The sequence below is a fragment of the Lentisalinibacter orientalis genome (assembly GCF_040706535.1).
Taxonomy (GTDB): domain Bacteria; phylum Pseudomonadota; class Gammaproteobacteria; order Steroidobacterales; family Woeseiaceae; genus Lentisalinibacter; species Lentisalinibacter orientalis.
Genome location: NZ_JAPDRJ010000002.1, coordinates 271,315 through 288,383 on the forward strand (window position 1 = coordinate 271,315; position 17,069 = coordinate 288,383).

Here is a 17,069-nt window from a genome sequence, read left to right on the forward strand (position 1 = left end):
CACAGCTCGAAATAAGAATGCTATTTGGCGACAGTGGCATGATCGGGAAATCAAACCACCCTAAACATACGGGCTTCTACTTAGCGGCAGACGGGCTCGCCGCGGGGTCGGCGAGGGGCCGCCGGCAGGTCGTTCAGGGATCGCTCGGGAATGGCTCAGGGTTGCCGCGGGACGGCAGCGGAATCAGTGGTGTTCGGGTTCCTCGCCGGTATCGGCGCGGAGCATGACGGCCATGCGCACCAGGTGCGCCAGGGAATTCGCCTGCATCTTCTCCATGACGCGGGCGCGGTGTATCTCTATCGTGCGCTGGCTCACTCCGAGTTCGTAGGCGACGACCTTGTTGGGCTTGCCGTCGACGACCAGCTCCATGACTTCCTGCTCCCGGTTGGTGAGCGAGTTCCAGCGCTTCTGCAGGTCGTGGTGCTCCTCCAGCGCCTGGCGGTTCTCGGCGTCTTTCGCCAGCGCCTCGTTGATGCGGTCCAGCAGGTCCTGATCGCGGAAGGGCTTCTGCAGGAAGTCGGCGGCGCCGCCCTGCATGGCCTCCACCGCCATGGGCACGTCGCCGTGGCCGGTGATGAAGATGATGGGCAGGATGGAATGACGCTCGTTCAGGGCCTCCTGCAGCTCCAGCCCGCTCATGCCCGGCATGCGCACGTCCAGCACCAGACAGCCGGGCCGGTCGTCGTTGTAGGCGTTCAGGAAGTCGCGGGCCGAGGCGAACGTCTCGCACGGTATCCCCACGGACTGCAGCAGGAACGACAGCGAATCGCGTATCGCCTCGTCGTCGTCCACCAGGAATACCGTAGGCTGATGCGATTCAGCTGTTCCCGCCATCGCGGACCCCTCCCTCTACCGTCGGCAGCGTCAAAGTAACTATGGTACCGCCCTTTGGGTTGTCTTCGTAGGTTACGTCTCCGCCGTGGCTGCGGATGATGGACATGCAGATGGACACGCCGAGGCCCATGCCGTTCTTCTTGGTGGTGAAAAACGGGTTGCTGACGTTGTTCTTCACCTCTTCCGACATGCCGGTGCCGTGGTCGGTGACGCGCACCATGACCTCGTCGTCGCCGTTCAGGCGGGTCTGCACGATGATGTCGCCAGTGCGCCGCTCCTCGGAGGCGTCGAAGGCGTTGCGCAGCAGGTTCAGCATCACCTGCTGGATCTGGACGGGATCGACCTTCACCGGGATCTGCGGCTGGTCGAAATCGTAGATGACCGGTATGTCGTTGCCGCGCACGTCGATGCTGACCAGCGGCTCCAGCTCCGAGATCAGCTCGTTGATGTTGCGCACCTCCCGGGTCTGGTCGGTCTTGCGGATGAGCGCGCGGAGACGGCGGATGACCTCGCCGGCCCGGAGCGCCTGGTCGCTGATGTTGCCGAGCGCCCGGGTGAGCTTGGCGGTGTCGGGATCGCCCGCCGCGATCATGCGCTTGCTGCCTTGCGCGTAGGTGGTGATCGCGGTCAGCGGCTGATTGATCTCGTGCGCGATGCCGGCCGCCATCTCGCCCATGGTGCTCAGGCGCGCCACGTGGGTGAGGCGCTCGCGCTGGGAGGCCAGCTCGGCCTCGCGGTCCTTTGACTCGGTGATGTCCCGGGTAACGCCGAGCACGCGCTCGACCCGGTGGTCGGGACCGAACACGGGGGTGGTGTGGGAGCGGAACCAGCGCAGGGTGCCGTCGTCCTGCTTGACGCGGTATTCGAACGCCTGGGAATCGCCCTCGTGAACGCGCCCGATGACCCGCTCGATGCGGCGCCGGTCCTCGGGCAGGACCCGGTCGCGCAGATCGGCGCCCTGGATGGACTCACCGGTCGCCAGCCCGGGCATCACCGCCGAATCGCCTTCCAGCGTGCGGAAGACGTCCGTGGCCGGCTCCCATTCCCAGACGTTCAGGTTGGCCGCACGCAGGGCCATCTTCAGCGATTTCTCCTTGTCCCGCAGCGCGCTCTCCAGCTCGCGCACCTGGGTCATGTCTCGCAGGATGCCGGTGAAGATCTTCTCGCCGTCCTGGAATTCGCTGATCGCCAGGTGCACGGGGAAGATGGTGCCGTCGCGGCGCTTCGCCTCCACGTAGCGGCCGATGCCGATGATGCGCGCCTCCCCGGTCTCCATGTAGCGGGCCACGTAACGGTGATGCCGCTGCGCGTGGGGAGCCGGCATGAGGGTGCTCACGTCCTCGCCGATAATCTCGTCGCGGGTGTAGCCGAACATGGCCTCGGCGGCCCGGTTGAAGGTGCGGATGCGCCCGTCCGCGGCCATGGTGATGATAGCCTCGGCCGCCGTCTCCACCACCGAGTGCATCAGCTTCTGGGAGTCCTCCAGCCGCACGGAGGCGAGCAGGCCGCGCCGCCGGCCCTGCCAGAGCACGAATCCGAGCAGGCAGAGGGCCACGCCGGCCACCAGCCAGGGCAGCCATTGCGCCGGCGCCGGCCCGGGCGGCGCCCCGGCGACCGCCGGCGGGGCGGCCGCAAGGACGGCGAACCAGAGCGCTGGAGCAAAAGCGGCAGGGCGCCGTCGGGAGAGCCGTCGGAAGATATGAGCCACGCGGATACGCAGGAATACTGGCCAGAGCGGGATTCTACCCGCTCGGCTCGCCGATGCCCACGCCGGCGCTCGCCGGGGCGCCGCAGCGCCGGGGCGCCGGGGGCGGCTATGTCAGTCGGAGCGGCGCTTGCGCTCGATGCGCTGCTGGCGCCGTACCACGGGCCACAGCCCGCCGATGGCTTCGGACAGCGCCGCCACCAGGTCGTCCAGACTCAGCACGCCGGCCAGCTCGCCGTTACCGCCCAGCACGGGCAGCCGCCGGACCGCGCGGGTCTGCATGACCTCGATCGCGTCCAGTATCTCGTCCTCCGCCTCGACCGTCGCGAGCTCGTAGCTCATCACGTCGCCGCAGGTCACCGCGTCGAGATTTACGTCCCGGGCCAGCAGCTCCAGAACGATGTCCCGGTCCGTCAGTATCCCGACCGGCGCTTCACCGGACGGGTGCGGCTCGGTCACGACCACGTCGCCGACGTGCTCGTCACGCATGAGCGCGATGGCATCCCGGATGGACGTCCGCCGCTCCACCGTGACCACACGCCGGGCGCAGATATCGCCGACGCGCATGACTCACCTCCTCTGTCCGTGACTTCGTGGCTCCGTGACTTGCTGGCCCGATGGCCCGATGGCCCGATGGCCGTATCGGCCGGGGGCCGCTCAGTCCGTGCTCCGCTTCCTGTCCAGGTGCACCGGGGTCTCGAACCAGGCCGGCTTCAGCACCAGCAGATCGCACGGCAGATTGTCCATCACCTGCTCCGCCGTGCTGCCGATGAAGATGCGTTTCAGCCGGTTGCGCGCCACCGCGCCCATGATCACCACCGAGGCCTCCACGTCGCGCGCCAGGGCCGGTAGCACCTCCTGCGTGCGGCCGGGCATCAGATGGGCGGTCTTGCCGCTCAGCCCGTGAAACTCGAGCAGCTCGTTGAAGTGCTCCCGATGACGCTCGTGCATCTTCGCCTCCAGCTCCTCCACCGGCAGGGTCACCGGCACGAAGGTGCTGTTGGCGGCATCCGCCACGGCGATGATGGGATCGTAGGAATGGAACGTGTGCACCTCGCCGCCGGTGGCGCCGGCCAGCCGCTTCGCCGCGTTGATGATCTGGTCATCAAGGGCCGCCGGCTTCTCGTGCTCGTGCAGCGGGTCGACCGCGGCCAGATAGCGGATATCGTCCTCCCAGTGGCCGCCGGGCTTCACCAGCCAGAGGGGCACCGGGCAGGTGCGGATGAGGTTCCAGTCGGTATTGGTGAAGATCACCCGTGCCGCCGGCTTGTGGTAGTGGGTGTCCTTGAACACGACGTCGGCGCCGGTAGCCACCGCCTTGCGCACGATGCCCTCGTGCAGCGGGTTGTCCCAGGCGGCGTCGGTGGTCACCTCGAGTCCGTCGCCGCGCAGTTTTCCGGCGAACTCCTCGAGCCTGGAGCGGAAATGCTCCAGCGTCTCCTCCCGGGCCTCCTTAAGGCCGCGTGAATCGAAGAAGCGGTCGCCGGACAGGTACTGGTTGTAGTAGCAGACGAACAGCTCCAGACGGGCGCCGGTCTGGCCCGCGAGCCAGGCCGCGCGCTCCATGGCGGGCTGCTGCTCGCTGGTGGGGTCGATCACTGCCAGGAGTTTGCGGAATTCGGCCATGGTGGTGACTCCTTCAACGACGATTTGACCGGGCCGGCGCCTCCGGGTATTGCGGTAAACCGAAGAGCCTGAAATCAGCATAGTCCGCCCCCTCCGGGGCTAGAATACGCCAAGCTGCGTAGCGCTCTGCGGGCACTACCTAGCGGCGCCCTGACCGCGCGCCGCGGGGGTGCCGCGGACGCCTGGCAAGCGCCGGTGGAGCGGTTTAAGCTTCCGCGCAACCGACCCCGGATACGGCGACCATCTCGAGGCTCACGGTATTTTGAAGGACGAGCGACTTCTGCGCCAGGCGAGCGCCGTCTCACTCCTGACGGCGCTGCTGCTGACTGTGGTCAAATTCGTCACCTGGCTCGCCACCGGGTCGGCCAGCCTGTTCGCCTCGATGGCCGACTCCGCGCTGGACGTCGTCTCGTCGGGCGCCAATTTCGCCGCCCTGCGCATCGCGCTGCGCCCCGCCGATACCGATCACCGCTTCGGCCACGGCAAGGCAGAGTCGCTGGCCGGGCTGGGTCAGGCGCTGTTCATCGGCGCCTCGGCGGTCGGCACCGGGGCCTACGCCGTCACCCGCCTCATCGAGCCGCAGGAGATCGCGCTGGCCGGCGTCGGCCTGGCGGTAATGGTCTTCAGCATCGCGGTGACCGGACTGCTGATCTGGTACCAGCGCCGGGTCATCCGCCGCACGGGCTCGCTGGTGATCCAGGCGGATTCGCTGCATTACCTCTCCGACTGGCTGGCCAACGTGGGGGTCATCGCGGCCATCGTGCTGGCCGAGCTCGGCTGGCTGCGCGCCGACGGCGCCATCGCCCTCGGCATCAGCCTGATGATCGCCTGGAGCGCCTGGTCCGTGGCCCGCGAGGCCGCCCACGTGCTCATGGACCGGGAACTGCCTGCCTCGGAGCGCGAGCACATCATGGAGCTCGCCCGGTCAGCCGAAGGCGTCACCGGCGTGCACGGGCTGCGCACGCGGCGCTCCGGCGCGCGGCGGATCGTCCAGCTCCACCTCGAGCTGCCCGGCACGACCGACCTCTCCACTGCCCACGCGGCCGGCGACAGGCTGCGGCGACGGATCGAGGAGAGATTCTCGCCGGTGGACGTCACCGTGCACCTGGACCCCGCCGGTCCGGACAATCCGTCCGAGGAAGAAGTCATCGACCCCATCTACCGGGACTCTAGGTAGGAATACGCATTACCTGGGGAGCGGCCCTGCCGATAACTTGAGCCGGAAATTGACCAGTCGACCGGCCGGGAGACCGGGCAGCGGGGCGCGTGCCGCGATTCGCCCGATTATCGAACCGATTGTCTAACCGGGAGTCGATTCGGTGGTCGATCCGGGAACCGTTATGAACTGGCCAGGCAACAGGCTCAGCGAAGAGCAGATAGCGGCAGCGCGGCAGGCGCTGAAGGAGAAGGAACAGCTCCTGCAGACCCGGCTCGACCGCATCAAGGAGAACCGTCTCTCCGGCTTCCATCCGGATTCGTCCGAGCGAGCCACCGAAATGGAGAACGCCGAGGTACTCGACGCGCTCGGCAACGAGGCGCGGCGAGAACTCACGCTCATCCGCAAGGCGCTGCACCGCATCGAGGACGGCAGCTACGGTCTCTGCGTGGACTGCGAGGAACCGATCGAGCCCGCGCGGCTGAAGGCCTATCCGCACGCGCAGTACTGCCTGCGTTGCGCCGGCGCCCGGGAGGCCGCCCGGCGCTGAGGCCCGTCACCAGGGCCGGTCAGTCGAGCCGCGGCAGCCCGCCGGCATCCTCGATCGCGCTCGCCAGGGTCGCGGCGCTGCGCCCGACGAGATCCTTGTCGATCTCCAGCCGGTCGCGCCTGGCGATGGACTCCTCGCCGATCTCCTCGCGCAGCAGGCCGAGCAGTTTCGGCTCCGCGACGACGATGAACCCGTCCAGACGCTCCCGGGTCATGGTCTCCTCCATGCGCCCGGCAATCGCGTTCGCGAATACCCTCGCCGCACCTTCGCGCAGCGTGGTGGGTGGCTCCATCTTGTGACGACCCTGACCGTGGCTGTCGAAGGACTTGCCCGGCTGGTCGGACGCTTCGGCGGGCACCGCCCCCTCCACCGCTGATGCCTGCAGTGTGAACAGGGGTTTCGGTTCGGAGAATCGCTGCTCCTGGGTGTAGAACTCCGCGCACCGGCGGTCTGCGACGACTACCAGCGCGGCTCTCTGTCCGGTCTCTGTCATTGCCGTCCCCTCTTACTGTTGGGGCCTTTCTCATGCTCCGCCGCCGCGCCGGCACCGGCAATCGCGAAATCTACCTAAGGCGCGGCAGCGGCCGGCTGCGAATTTGCGTAATGCGACTAGTGGTAAGCCACAGTAGACGCTGGCAGGGCAAGCGGTGTCTCATACTCGCCAACAGGACGGGACCGACCGTCGCAAAGAATCCGGTTAGCTGATCTCTCTCCCTCAGCGAAACCGAATGGGGGCCTCGCAAGAGGCCCCCGGCTTTTTCTGCATCCCGAACATCCGCCCCCCCCGCCAACGCGTACCCCCGCCAGCGCGTAGGAGGGCCTTCAGGCCCGATCCATTTAATCGAATCGGGCCTGAAGGCCCTCCTACATCGATTCGAGCTCGACGATCTCCGGGCAGACGAATCCGTCCGGCTTCACGATCAGCAGATCGCAGGGCAGGCGGTCGAGCACCTTCTCGGCCAGGCCGCCGATGAACACCCGCTCGAGGGCGGACCGGGATACGGCGCCCATGACGACCACGTCGGCACCCGCCTCGGCGCAGAACTCCGGCAGCCGCCAGCGCGGCGCGCCCTCCAGCAGGTGGACCGCGTCGGCCGGCAGCTCGTGGCCCGCCACCAGGTCGTCCAGGGCCCGGCGATGATGGGTCTCCAGGCTCTCCGCCAGCTCCTCCGTCTGCAGCGGTGCCGGCAGCATGGGGCTGGCCGACATCCCCGTCACTAGCGGCGTCACGTCGTAGCAGTGCACGACCTCCAGCCGAGACTCCGTCAACCGCGCCAGCTCGCCCGCGGTCGCGAGTATCTTCTCGTCCAGCGCCGCCGGCTTGTCGTGCTCGTGCAGCGGATCCACCGCCGCGATGAACACCGGCCGCCCGGGCATCTCGTGCTCGCGCCGCACCATCAGCACTGGCACCGGGGAGGTGCGCATCAGCTGCCAGTCGGTCTCCGAGAAGAACGTGCGGCTGAGCGGCACGTGGTGGTCGGCCGCTTTCAGCACCAGGCGGGGCTGCAGCCGGATGATGTCGGCCAGTATCGACTCGGCGACCGGACTGCCCGCCACCGCGTCCACCGTCACGGTCAGCCCTTCGCCGCGCAGCGGCTGCGCCAGCTCCTCCAGGCAGGCGAGCTTCTCCCGGCGCATCTGCTCCACCGCCATCTCGAGCACCCGGGAGTCGATGAACTGCTCGCCCAGCCCGGGCACCGCCTGGTAGTAGACCCGCAGATCGACGGGCGCATCCAGCCGCCGCGCCAGCCAGCGCGCCCGCTCGAGCGCCGCATGCCGCTCATCGCCCGTCTCGACGATCACCAACAGCCTGTTTCGTAGCTCCATCCCTCGCTCCCCTCGTGCCCCGGAAACCGCCGGTCCGCGTCCGGTGGCCTCCATTTAGAACCCTGCCGGCGGGCCTTTCAAGACACGGCTGCGACAGGCTTATATTAGTAAGTACAAATACAGATGGAGCGTGTCCGGCGACTCCCGGATCATCCGGGGACGCAGGTGCGTGACGGGGAGGGTCACGCCGGCCGCCCGCCGGCAGGTCACACGCCCGATCCCGTTGGCGATCCCAACGGGACCCCGCCGACCGACAATGCCGACCATCCACCCGCAGCCACGAACCGGGCACGGCGGGCAGGACGGGTGCGCGCCCCCTCCGGAGGGCCTGCAGGCGGCATCAGCACGCGCCCGCGTCAGGCTCACGTACAGGAACAGCGCTATGGAAATCCAGGAAACCTACAACGACAGGGTCGTGCGGCAGTTCACGATCATGACCGTCGTCTGGGGCGTGGTGGGCATGCTCGTCGGCGTGTTCATCGCCGCACAGCTGATGTGGCCGGCTCTGAACTTCGACCTGCCCTGGCTGACCTACAGCCGCCTGCGGCCGCTGCATACCAATGCGGTGATCTTCGCGTTCGGCGGCTCGGCGCTCATCGGCACCTCCTACTACGTCGTACAGCGCACCTGCCACGTGCGCCTGGCCTTCGACAAGCTGGCCGGATTCACGTTCTGGGGCTGGCAGCTGGTCATCCTGCTGGCGGCCATCACGCTGCCGCTGGGCATCACCCAGTCCAAGGAATACGCGGAACTCGAGTGGCCCATCGACCTGCTGATCGCCGTGGTCTGGGTGGCGTACGGCATCGTCTTCCTGGCCACCATCGGCCGACGGCGGGTGAAGCACATCTACGTGGCCAACTGGTTCTACGCCGCGTTCATCATCACCGTGGCGGTGCTGCACATCTTCAACAATCTCAGCATCCCGGTCTCGCTGACGAAGTCCTACCCCATCTACAGCGGCGTCATCGACGCGATGATGCAGTGGTGGTACGGCCACAACGCCGTGGGCTTCTTCCTCACGGCCGGGTTCCTGGGGATGATGTACTACTTCGTGCCGAAGCAGGCGGAGCGCCCCATCTACTCCTACCGGCTGTCGGTGGTGCACTTCTGGGCGCTGATCGCCATCTACATGTGGGCCGGGCCCCATCACCTGCATTACACCTCCCTGCCCGACTGGGCCCAGTCGCTCGGCATGGTGTTCTCGCTGGTGCTGCTGGCGCCGTCCTGGGGCGGCATGATCAATGGCATCATGACCCTGTCCGGTGCCTGGCACAAACTGCGCACCGACCCGATCATCAAGTTCATGATCGTCTCCCTGTCCTTCTATGGAATGTCCACCTTCGAAGGGCCGATGATGTCGATCAAGACGGTGAATTCGCTGTCTCACTACACGGACTGGACGATCGGCCACGTACACTCCGGCGCGCTGGGCTGGGTCGCGATGATGACCATCGGCTCGCTGTATCACCTGATACCGCGGCTGTTCAACCGGGAGGCGATGTACTCCACGAAACTCATCGACGTGCACTTCTGGACCTCCACCATCGGCGTGGTGCTGTACACGGTGTCCATGTGGATCGCCGGCGTGATGCAGGGCCTGATGTGGCGCGCGGTCAACGACGACGGGACGCTCACGTACACGTTCGTGGAGAGCCTGGAAGCCACCTACCCGTACTATGGTCTGCGCCTGCTGGGCGGCCTGCTGTTCTTCAGCGGCATGCTGATCATGGTCTACAACATCTGGAAGACGGTCGCGAGCGAGAAACCCCGCCCGGTGCCCGTCCGCCAGCCCGCCTGAGCCAGGAGGAGATCCGACGTGTCCCACGAGAAAGTCGAGATAAACATCACCCTGATGGCCGTGCTGATCGTCGTAGTGATCAGCATCGGCGGGCTGGTCGAGATCGTCCCGCTGATGATGTCCAAGTCCAGCGGCGAGCCGGCCGAAGGAGTGGAGCCCTACCCGGCCCTGGAACTGGCGGGCCGCGACATCTACGTGCGCGAGGGCTGCTACGTCTGCCACTCCCAGCAGGTGCGGCCGTTCCGCAGCGAGACCGAGCGCTACGGCCATTATTCGCTGGCAGGGGAGAGCGTCTACGACCGGCCGTTCCAGTTCGGCTCCAAGCGCACCGGACCGGACCTGGCCCGGGTCGGCGGCCGCTACAGCGACGAGTGGCACGAGCTGCACCTCATCAACCCGCGCAACGTCGTGCCGGAATCCAACATGCCGGGTTACCCCTGGCTGGCGGACCGCATGGTCGACGGGGCGCTGGTGGAGCGCAAGATGCGCATGCTGAAGAACATCGCCGGCGACCCCTACACCGAGGAGCAGATCGCCGGCGCCGCCGCCGCGGTGGAAGGCAAGACCGAGATGGAGGCGATGATCGCCTACCTGCAGGGCCTCGGCACGAACCTGCAGACGAGGCGCTAGCCGCAGGCGTGGGTAGACCAGGCGTGGATAGACTATGGATATAAACACTTTCCGGGGACTCATCACGCTGGTGCTGATGATCCTGTTCCTCGTACTGGTCGTCTGGGTCTTTAGCTCGAGGCGCAAGAAGGATTTCGAGGAAGCCGCGAACATACCGCTGGGGGACGACGAGCAGCCGCCGGTGGAGAAGAAGGAGTCGAACTGATGTCTGCACCGATGGGTTGGTTTGTCGCCATCACGACCATTCTGAGCCTGGCAGCCTGCATCTGGCTGATCGCCTGGACCATGAAACGCCGCCCCGGCGAAGCGGCCGAGACGGAGACCACCCACCACACGTGGGACGGTGACCTCCAGGAGATGAACCGGCCCCTGCCGCGCTGGTGGCTGATGCTGTTCTATCTCACGATCCTGTTCGCCGGCGTGTATCTCGCGCTGTATCCGGGACTGGTCGTCACCGACGGCATCCTCGGCTGGAGCCAGGAGGGACAGTACGAGCAGGAGGTCCAGGCGGCAGAGGCCCGCTACGCGCCGATCTTCGAATCGTTCGCGGCGCAACCGATCCCGCAGCTGGCGAAGGACTCCGAGGCGCTGCAGATCGGCCGCAACCTCTACGCCAATCATTGCGCCATGTGCCACGGCTCTGCCGCCCGCGGCGCGGCGAGCTTCCCGAACCTGACCGACGACGACTGGCAGTGGGGCGGCGACCCGCAAAGCATCAAGGTGAGCATCCTGAACGGCCGCCAGGCCGTAATGCCCGGCTGGGCCGCGAACTTCACCGAGGACGAACTCGATGCGATGGTGGGCCTGATCCGCCAGTTCGGCACGCCCTCGGAGACGAGCGCGCTGGAGACGGCGGCCGGGCAGAAGTACCAGATGCTGTGCGCGTCCTGCCACGGGCCCAACGGCCGCGGCAACCAGGCACTGGGAGCGCCGAACCTGGCCGACGACACCTGGCTCTACGGCGGCAGCCGCGAGGCCATCATGACGTCGATCACCCAGGGGCGTCAGGGCGTGATGCCGGCGCACAAGGATCTGCTGGGCGAGGACCGGGTGCATATCCTGGCCGCTTACGTCTACAGCCTGTCGCAGGGCGGGGACGGCGGCGGAGGTGCCGGCGCCCCATGAGCCTGCACGGCGGTCGAGCGGCGGAAGAGGACACTCCCCGGTCACCGGCCTGGAGCCGCGGACTGCGCAAGGTCATGTCTACCGGCTGGGCGTCGTTCCTGACGGCCTGCATAGCGAGCGTGCTGTTCTTCGCCGTGTTCGACCCCGCGCGGCTCGCAGAGGCCGCGGACTGGCCCCTGGAGCTTTCGCGGATGGGCGGCTATGCGCTGCTCTTCTTTTTCTTCTGGGCGATCGGCATCGGAGCGGCGGGCATCACACTGGTCCTCATGCGTCGCGACCGCCGGGACGGTGCGCACGGGACCACGACGGACAAGGACTGATGGCAGCAGGAAGCAACGCGGGCGCCGCGGCAGAGACGGCGCTCTACCGCAGTGAGGAGAAGATTCACGCCCGGGAGGTGGACGGCACTTTCGCCCGCCTGCGCAAGATCGCCGTCTTCGTGCTGCTCGGCATCTTCTACGGCCTGCCCTGGATCACCTGGCAGGGCCGTCAGGCCATCCTGTTCGATCTGCCGGCGCGCAAGTTCCATCTGTTCGACCTGACGCTCTGGCCCCAGGACTTCATCTTCCTCGCCCTGCTGCTGATCATCGCCGCGCTGTCGCTGTTCTTCTTCACGGCGCTGGCGGGCAGGCTCTGGTGCGGCTTTGCCTGCCCGCAGACCGTGTGGACCGAGGTCTTCGTCTGGATGGAGCAGTGGACCGAGGGCAAGTATTCCCAGCGCAAGAAACTCGACAAGGCCCCCTGGACCACGGAGAAATTCCTGCGCAAGGGCTCGAAGCAGTTCCTGTGGATCACCTTCGCCCTGTTCACCGGCCTGACCTTCGTCGGCTACTTCACCCCGATCCGCGAACTCCTGGTGAGCTCCGCCACCTTCTCCCTTGGCCCGTGGGAGACCTTCTGGGTGCTCTTCTACGGCTTCGCCACCTACGGCAACGCCGGCTACATGCGCGAGCAGGTGTGCAAGTACATGTGCCCCTACGCGCGCTTCCAGAGCGCCATGTTCGACCGGGACACGCTGATCATCACCTACGACGCCGACCGGGGCGAGCCGCGCGGCAGCCGCCGCCGGGGCGTGGACCCGCAGGAGGTCGGCCTGGGCGACTGCATCGACTGCACGATGTGCGTACAGGTCTGCCCCACCGGCATCGACATCCGCGAGGGGCTGCAGTACGAGTGCATCGCCTGCGCCGCCTGCATCGACGCCTGCGACGACGTCATGGAACGGATGGGCTACCCGAAGAAGCTCATCAAGTACTCCACCCAGCACGCGATGGACGGCGAGACGACGCGCGTGGTGCGTCCGCGGGTGATCGTCTACGCCGTCCTGCTCACCATTCTGATGGGCGCCTTCGTCTATGCCCTCTCCCAGCGTTCGGCGCTCACCGTGGACGTGATCCGCGACCGCAACGCGCTGTACCGCGAGGTGGGCGACGGTTTCATCGAGAATTCCTACCAGCTGAAGCTCATCAACAAGACCGACCGCGCCCACAGCTACGACATCGGTGTCGCCGGCATCGAGGGCGCGAGCGTGGAGGTGCCGAACGGCGACATCCGCATCCCGTCGGGCGAGGTGCTGGGCGTGCCGGTGATCGTCCGCGCCCCGCGGGAAGCGGTGCGCGGCGTCAGCGAGGTCACCTTCACGCTGCAGGCCGAGGATGACGCTACAATCACTCAGTCGCGGGAGACGAAGTTCGTCGCGCCCGTCGGCCGCTGAATGACCCGACAACCGACCGGTGACGGCCCGGCAACTGGCGACGGATCACCCTCGAAGCCCGAGAGGCAAAGCACCATGGATCAGCGCAACGTACACAATACTGCCGAGATCGAACCCTGGTATCGCCAGTTCTGGCCCTGGTTCGTCATCTCGGTCCCGGCCGCCACCGTGATCGGCTGCATGTTCACCATTTTCCTGGCGATCACCCGGCCGGATTCGCTGGTGGTGGATGACTACAGCCGCATCGCGGAGACCACGGAGCGTCGCTTCCGCATGGCTGACGCGGCCTCCGAGCTGGGGCTGGAAGGCCTGCTGCAGGTGGCCGCGGGACAGGGCGCGGTGGAGGTTCGGCTCGCGCAGAACGGCGGCACCGGCACGGACCATCTCGCCTGGCCCGAGACATTGCTGCTCGAGCTGTCGCATCCGACCGTGCCGGCAAAAGACATGGACATCCTGCTCACCCGCGCGCCGGCCGCCGGCGAGGCGACCTACCGGGCGCGTCTCACGCCCATGACGGCGGAGCGCTGGTACGCGGCGGTGGAATCGCTGGGAGAGGCGGCCGCAGGCTGGCGGCTCACGGGCGAGGTCTCACAGCGGGACGGCCGCGGCACGCTGACGCCCGCCGGCTCCCGCGACGATGGCTGACGCTCGCCGCTGTTTCCACTGCGGCCTGCCCGTGCCGGCAGGCCTCGACCTGACCGCCCGCATCGACGGCGAGGACCGGCCGATGTGCTGCCACGGCTGCAAGGCGGTGGCCGAACTCATCGGCGCCTCGGGTTTCGATGCCTACTACCGCTTCCGTGAGCTGCCGCCGGGCGAGGCGCCCGCGCCGCCGCCGGGAGACGACGATCACTGGCGCGGATTCGACGACCCGGAGACGCTGCCGCTGTTTGCCGCCACGCGGGCGGACGGCCGTATCGAGGCCGTGCTGCACGTCGAGGGACTCTATTGCAGCGCCTGCAGCTGGTTGCTGGAGAACGTGCTGCGCCGTCTGCCCGGCGTCGACGAGATCACCGTCAACACGGCCTCCTCCCGCCTGCACGTCATCTGGCGACCGGGAGATACCCGCTTCAGTGCCATCCTGGGCACCATCGAGCGACTGGGCTACCGCCCGCATCCGCAGAGCCTGACCGAGTCGTTCTCGCCGCGGCACCGGGAGCGGCGTCAGGCGCTGAAGCGTCTGCTCGTCGCCGGCGTGGGCATGATGCAGGTAATGATGTTCGCGGTCGGGCTGTATGCCGGCGCCTTCCAGGGTATCGACCCGGAGATGCGCCGCTTCCTGGTCTGGGTGAGCGCGCTGGTCACAACGCCGGTGGTGTTCTATGCCGGTCGGCCGTTCTTCCAGTCGGCCTGGCGCGGACTTCGTTCCGGGCGGCCCGGCATGGACCTGCCCGTCTCCATCGCCGTCGGCGGCGCCTACGCCGCTTCGCTGTATGCGGCGTTCACCGGCCACGGCGAGGTGTATTTCGATTCCGCCACCATGTTCGTGTTCTTCCTGTCGCTGGGCCGCTTCCTGGAGATGAGCGCCCGCCACGGCGCCACCGAGCGCTCGGCGGCCATCGGCCAGCTGCTGCCGGACACGGTGCGGCGCATCGCCGACGGGAGTGACGGCGGCGAGGAGATCATCGCCGTCGCCCGGCTGCGCGCGGGCGACCGGTTCGTGCTGCGTCCCGGCGAGCGCGTGCCGGCCGACGCCCGCATCCTCAACGGACAGGCATCCATGGACGAGTCGCTGATCACCGGCGAATCGGACCCGGTGCCGCGGGCACCGGGCGACGAAGTCACGGCCGGGAGCATCAACCTGGACGGGGCCCTCACGCTCGCGGCCGAGCGCGTGGGTCAGGACACGATGCTCGCTTCCATCTCCCGGCTGCTGGAACGGGCCCAGGCGGAACGGCCGGCGGTCGCCGTGCTGGCCGACCGGGTGGCGAGCTGGTTCGTCGTCGCCGTGCTCGCCATCGCGGCGACCGTCGGCGCCGCCTGGTGGTGGACCGACCCGGGCGTCGCGTTCCCCGCCGCGCTGGCGGTGCTGGTGGTCACCTGCCCTTGCGCCCTGTCGCTGGCCACGCCTGCCGCCCTGGCGGCCGCGAACACGGCGCTGGCGGACCGGGGCATCCTCGTCACCCGCTCCCGCGCCCTCGAGGGACTCGCCAGTTTCGACCGCATCGTATTCGACAAGACCGGCACGCTGACCCGCGGGCGGCCGGAGCTGGAACGTGTGCTGCCGCTGAGCGAGGATATCGATGCCGGGCGGTGCCTCGGCATCGCCGCCCGGCTGGAGAGCGGCTCGGAGCACGCGCTGGCACGCGCGTTCCCGCGCCGGGGCAACAGTGATGGTGATACTGGTGGTGATACTGGTGGCTATACTCCCGCGGACCTGCGCCCGGTGCCGGGGCGCGGGATCGAGGGTACCGTCGACGGCGAACGCTACCGCATCGGCTCGGCGGAATTCGTCGGCGAGGCCGCAGGCGCGGCGCTCGCGCGGATCGAAACCGGCGCTGCGTCCACCGTGGTCTTCCTCGGCGAGGCTAACGGCCGCGTGCTGGCCGCCTTCGAGCTGCGCGACGCGCTCCGCGACGATGCGGCCGAGGTGGTCCGCACGCTCCGCGACGCCGGCATCGCCACCGCCATTGCCAGCGGCGACCGCTCCCGCACGGTGCGGGAAATCGCCGGCCGGCTCGGTATCGACGACGCCCGCGGAGGCCTGCGCGCCGAGGACAAGCTCGCCTGGGTGCGGCAGCTGCAGGCCGCCGGGGAGAAGGTCGCCCTCGTCGGCGACGGCATCAATGACGCACCGGTCCTGGCGGGCGCCGACGTCTCCGTCGCCATGGGCGCGGGCACGACGCTGGCGCAGTCGAGCGCCGATGCGGTCCTGCTCGGCGACTCGCTCGCGCCGCTGCTCGAGGCGGTGGAACTGTCGCGCCGGACCCGCCGCATCATCCGGCAGAACATCAGCTGGGCCATCGGCTACAACGTGCTGGCCGTTCCCCTCGCCGCCTCGGGCGCGCTGGCGCCGTGGATGGCGGCCATCGGCATGTCGGCGAGTTCACTGCTGGTCGTGCTGAACGCGCTGCGGCTGCGCCGGGGCGGTGCCGCGGCACGGGTACGCCGCCCCGCCGTCGAGGCCGCGCGCGCTCCCTCGCCGGGCGTGCTGGAGGCCTCGCCGTGAGCGTGCTCTATTTCCTGATACCGCTCGGTCTGGTGCTGCTCGGCCTGGCCGTCTGGGCCTTCTTCTGGGCCGTCGGCAGCGGTCAGTTCGACGACATGGACACGCCCGCATGGCGGGTGGTCATGGACGACGACCGGGCGCCGCCGGCGCGCGAGGAGGAGAAAGAGGATGACCGCTGAAGGCGGCCTGCTGGCGGCACTGGTGGCCGGCCTGCTGGGTTCCACTCATTGCCTGGGCATGTGCGGCGGCATCGCCGGCTGGCTCGGGCTCAATACCGCGGTGCGCGGTGCGGCCGGGCGATCCGGCTTCGCGCTCGCCTACAACACCGGGCGCATCGGCGGCTACGTGGCGCTGGGCGCGCTGGTCGGTTTCCTCGGCGCCACCGGCGGCTCCGTATTCGGTCTGCGCGAATGGGGCCCTGCGCTGCGCCTCGCATTCGGCGTGGTCATCATTCTGATCGGCCTGCAGCTCGCCTTCGGCTGGAACCCGCTGCGGCCACTGGAGGCGTGGGGAGCCCGGGGCTGGCAGAAACTCGCGCCGCTCACCGGTCGCCTCCTGCCCGCCCGCACCCCGCTGCACGCGGTCGCCCTCGGCGTGCTGTGGGGCTGGATCCCCTGCGGGCTGGTCTACTCGGTGTTGCTGGCGGCCGCGGTCTCCGGCGGTGCGGCAGAGGGCGCGCTCGTGATGGCGGCTTTCGGTCTCGGCACGCTGCCGGCGATGGTGCTGGCCACCGCCGGCGCGGCGCGGCTGGCCGCGCTGACCCGCCGCACCGGCGTGCGCCGGGCGGCGGGCGCGCTGGTGGTACTGGCCGGCCTGTGGACCATGGCGATGCCGGTCATGCACATGTCCGCGGACCACGGTGGTCACGGGAGCATGGAGAACGACGCGGCCGTGCCGGCGGAGCACGCCGGTCACTGAGCATTGCTGAGTATTGC

General features: G+C 68.3%; 18 protein-coding genes. 12 read left to right on the forward strand and 6 right to left on the reverse strand.

Annotated elements, in window-relative coordinates; genetic code table 11:
* Nucleotides 1-183: 183 nt before the first annotated feature.
* The 4 genes from fixJ to ACJMK0_RS11180 form a co-directional block, all read right to left on the reverse strand.
* A complete protein-coding gene (fixJ, locus tag ACJMK0_RS11165; protein WP_405238407.1) occupies nucleotides 184-834 on the reverse strand; it encodes a response regulator FixJ in 651 nt (216 codons plus the stop codon).
* Complete coding sequence (locus ACJMK0_RS11170; RefSeq protein WP_405238409.1) at nucleotides 818-2,542, reverse strand: PAS domain-containing sensor histidine kinase; 1,725 nt, start codon at nucleotides 2,540-2,542, stop codon at nucleotides 818-820. Before ACJMK0_RS11170 ends, fixJ begins: the two co-directional genes overlap by 17 nt.
* 111 nt (nucleotides 2,543-2,653) lie before the next feature.
* The gene (locus ACJMK0_RS11175) at nucleotides 2,654-3,106 is read right to left on the reverse strand and encodes a CBS domain-containing protein (RefSeq protein WP_405238411.1); all 453 of its coding nucleotides are present in this window, start codon (nucleotides 3,104-3,106) and stop codon (nucleotides 2,654-2,656) included.
* Nucleotides 3,107-3,196: 90 nt separating this feature from the next.
* A complete protein-coding gene (locus ACJMK0_RS11180; RefSeq protein WP_405238413.1) occupies nucleotides 3,197-4,165 on the reverse strand; it encodes a universal stress protein in 969 nt (322 codons plus the stop codon).
* Between the two features lie 262 nt (nucleotides 4,166-4,427).
* On the opposite strand from ACJMK0_RS11180, the gene ACJMK0_RS11185 reads away from it, so the two are divergent.
* Together ACJMK0_RS11185 and ACJMK0_RS11190 are read left to right on the forward strand one after the other, a co-directional pair.
* On the forward strand, nucleotides 4,428-5,342 hold the full coding sequence (locus ACJMK0_RS11185) for a cation diffusion facilitator family transporter (protein ID WP_405238415.1): 915 nt from the start codon (nucleotides 4,428-4,430) through the stop codon (nucleotides 5,340-5,342).
* A 163-nt stretch (nucleotides 5,343-5,505) separates the two neighbouring features.
* Entirely contained in the window at nucleotides 5,506-5,871 is a 366-nt protein-coding gene (locus tag ACJMK0_RS11190; RefSeq protein ID WP_405238417.1) for a TraR/DksA family transcriptional regulator, read from the forward strand.
* 19 nt (nucleotides 5,872-5,890) lie between these two features.
* On the opposite strand, the gene ACJMK0_RS11195 is transcribed toward ACJMK0_RS11190, so the two are convergent.
* Nucleotides 5,891-6,364 (reverse strand): host attachment protein, encoded by a 474-nt coding sequence (locus ACJMK0_RS11195; RefSeq protein ID WP_405238419.1) that lies wholly within the window; start codon nucleotides 6,362-6,364, stop codon nucleotides 5,891-5,893.
* 371 nt (nucleotides 6,365-6,735) lie between these two features.
* Nucleotides 6,736-7,698, reverse strand: a complete 963-nt coding sequence (locus ACJMK0_RS11200; protein ID WP_405238421.1) for a universal stress protein — start codon at nucleotides 7,696-7,698, stop codon at nucleotides 6,736-6,738.
* Between the two features lie 382 nt (nucleotides 7,699-8,080).
* Here ACJMK0_RS11200 and ccoN point away from each other — a divergent pair, with 382 nt between their 5' ends.
* From ccoN to ACJMK0_RS11250, 10 genes are all read left to right on the forward strand, one after another.
* Nucleotides 8,081-9,496, forward strand: coding sequence for a cytochrome-c oxidase, cbb3-type subunit I (gene ccoN / locus ACJMK0_RS11205; RefSeq protein WP_405238423.1), 1,416 nt, complete (start codon nucleotides 8,081-8,083; stop codon nucleotides 9,494-9,496).
* An 18-nt stretch (nucleotides 9,497-9,514) separates the two neighbouring features.
* Nucleotides 9,515-10,126 carry a cytochrome-c oxidase, cbb3-type subunit II gene (gene ccoO, locus ACJMK0_RS11210; protein WP_405238425.1) on the forward strand — a complete coding sequence of 204 codons (612 nt, stop codon included), beginning with the start codon at nucleotides 9,515-9,517 and terminating at the stop codon, nucleotides 10,124-10,126.
* Between the two features lie 34 nt (nucleotides 10,127-10,160).
* A complete protein-coding gene (locus ACJMK0_RS11215) occupies nucleotides 10,161-10,331 on the forward strand; it encodes a cbb3-type cytochrome oxidase subunit 3 (RefSeq protein ID WP_405238427.1) in 171 nt (56 codons plus the stop codon).
* Nucleotides 10,331-11,251 (forward strand): cytochrome-c oxidase, cbb3-type subunit III, encoded by a 921-nt coding sequence (gene ccoP / locus ACJMK0_RS11220; RefSeq protein WP_405238429.1) that lies wholly within the window; start codon nucleotides 10,331-10,333, stop codon nucleotides 11,249-11,251. Before ACJMK0_RS11215 ends, ccoP begins: the two co-directional genes overlap by 1 nt.
* A complete protein-coding gene (locus ACJMK0_RS11225; RefSeq protein WP_405238431.1) occupies nucleotides 11,248-11,571 on the forward strand; it encodes a hypothetical protein in 324 nt (107 codons plus the stop codon). Before ccoP ends, ACJMK0_RS11225 begins: the two co-directional genes overlap by 4 nt.
* The gene (gene ccoG, locus ACJMK0_RS11230) at nucleotides 11,571-12,965 is read left to right on the forward strand and encodes a cytochrome c oxidase accessory protein CcoG (RefSeq protein ID WP_405238433.1); all 1,395 of its coding nucleotides are present in this window, start codon (nucleotides 11,571-11,573) and stop codon (nucleotides 12,963-12,965) included. The genes ACJMK0_RS11225 and ccoG overlap by 1 nt, the downstream gene beginning before the upstream one ends.
* Nucleotides 12,966-13,040: 75 nt before the next feature.
* On the forward strand, nucleotides 13,041-13,610 hold the full coding sequence (locus ACJMK0_RS11235; RefSeq protein ID WP_405238435.1) for a FixH family protein: 570 nt from the start codon (nucleotides 13,041-13,043) through the stop codon (nucleotides 13,608-13,610).
* On the forward strand, nucleotides 13,603-16,134 hold the full coding sequence (locus ACJMK0_RS11240) for a heavy metal translocating P-type ATPase (RefSeq protein WP_405238437.1): 2,532 nt from the start codon (nucleotides 13,603-13,605) through the stop codon (nucleotides 16,132-16,134). The genes ACJMK0_RS11235 and ACJMK0_RS11240 overlap by 8 nt, the downstream gene beginning before the upstream one ends.
* Entirely contained in the window at nucleotides 16,131-16,313 is a 183-nt protein-coding gene (ccoS, locus tag ACJMK0_RS11245) for a cbb3-type cytochrome oxidase assembly protein CcoS (RefSeq protein ID WP_405238439.1), read from the forward strand. Before ACJMK0_RS11240 ends, ccoS begins: the two co-directional genes overlap by 4 nt.
* Entirely contained in the window at nucleotides 16,303-17,052 is a 750-nt protein-coding gene (locus ACJMK0_RS11250; protein WP_405238441.1) for a sulfite exporter TauE/SafE family protein, read from the forward strand. The genes ccoS and ACJMK0_RS11250 overlap by 11 nt, the downstream gene beginning before the upstream one ends.
* Nucleotides 17,053-17,069: the final 17 nt, after the last annotated feature.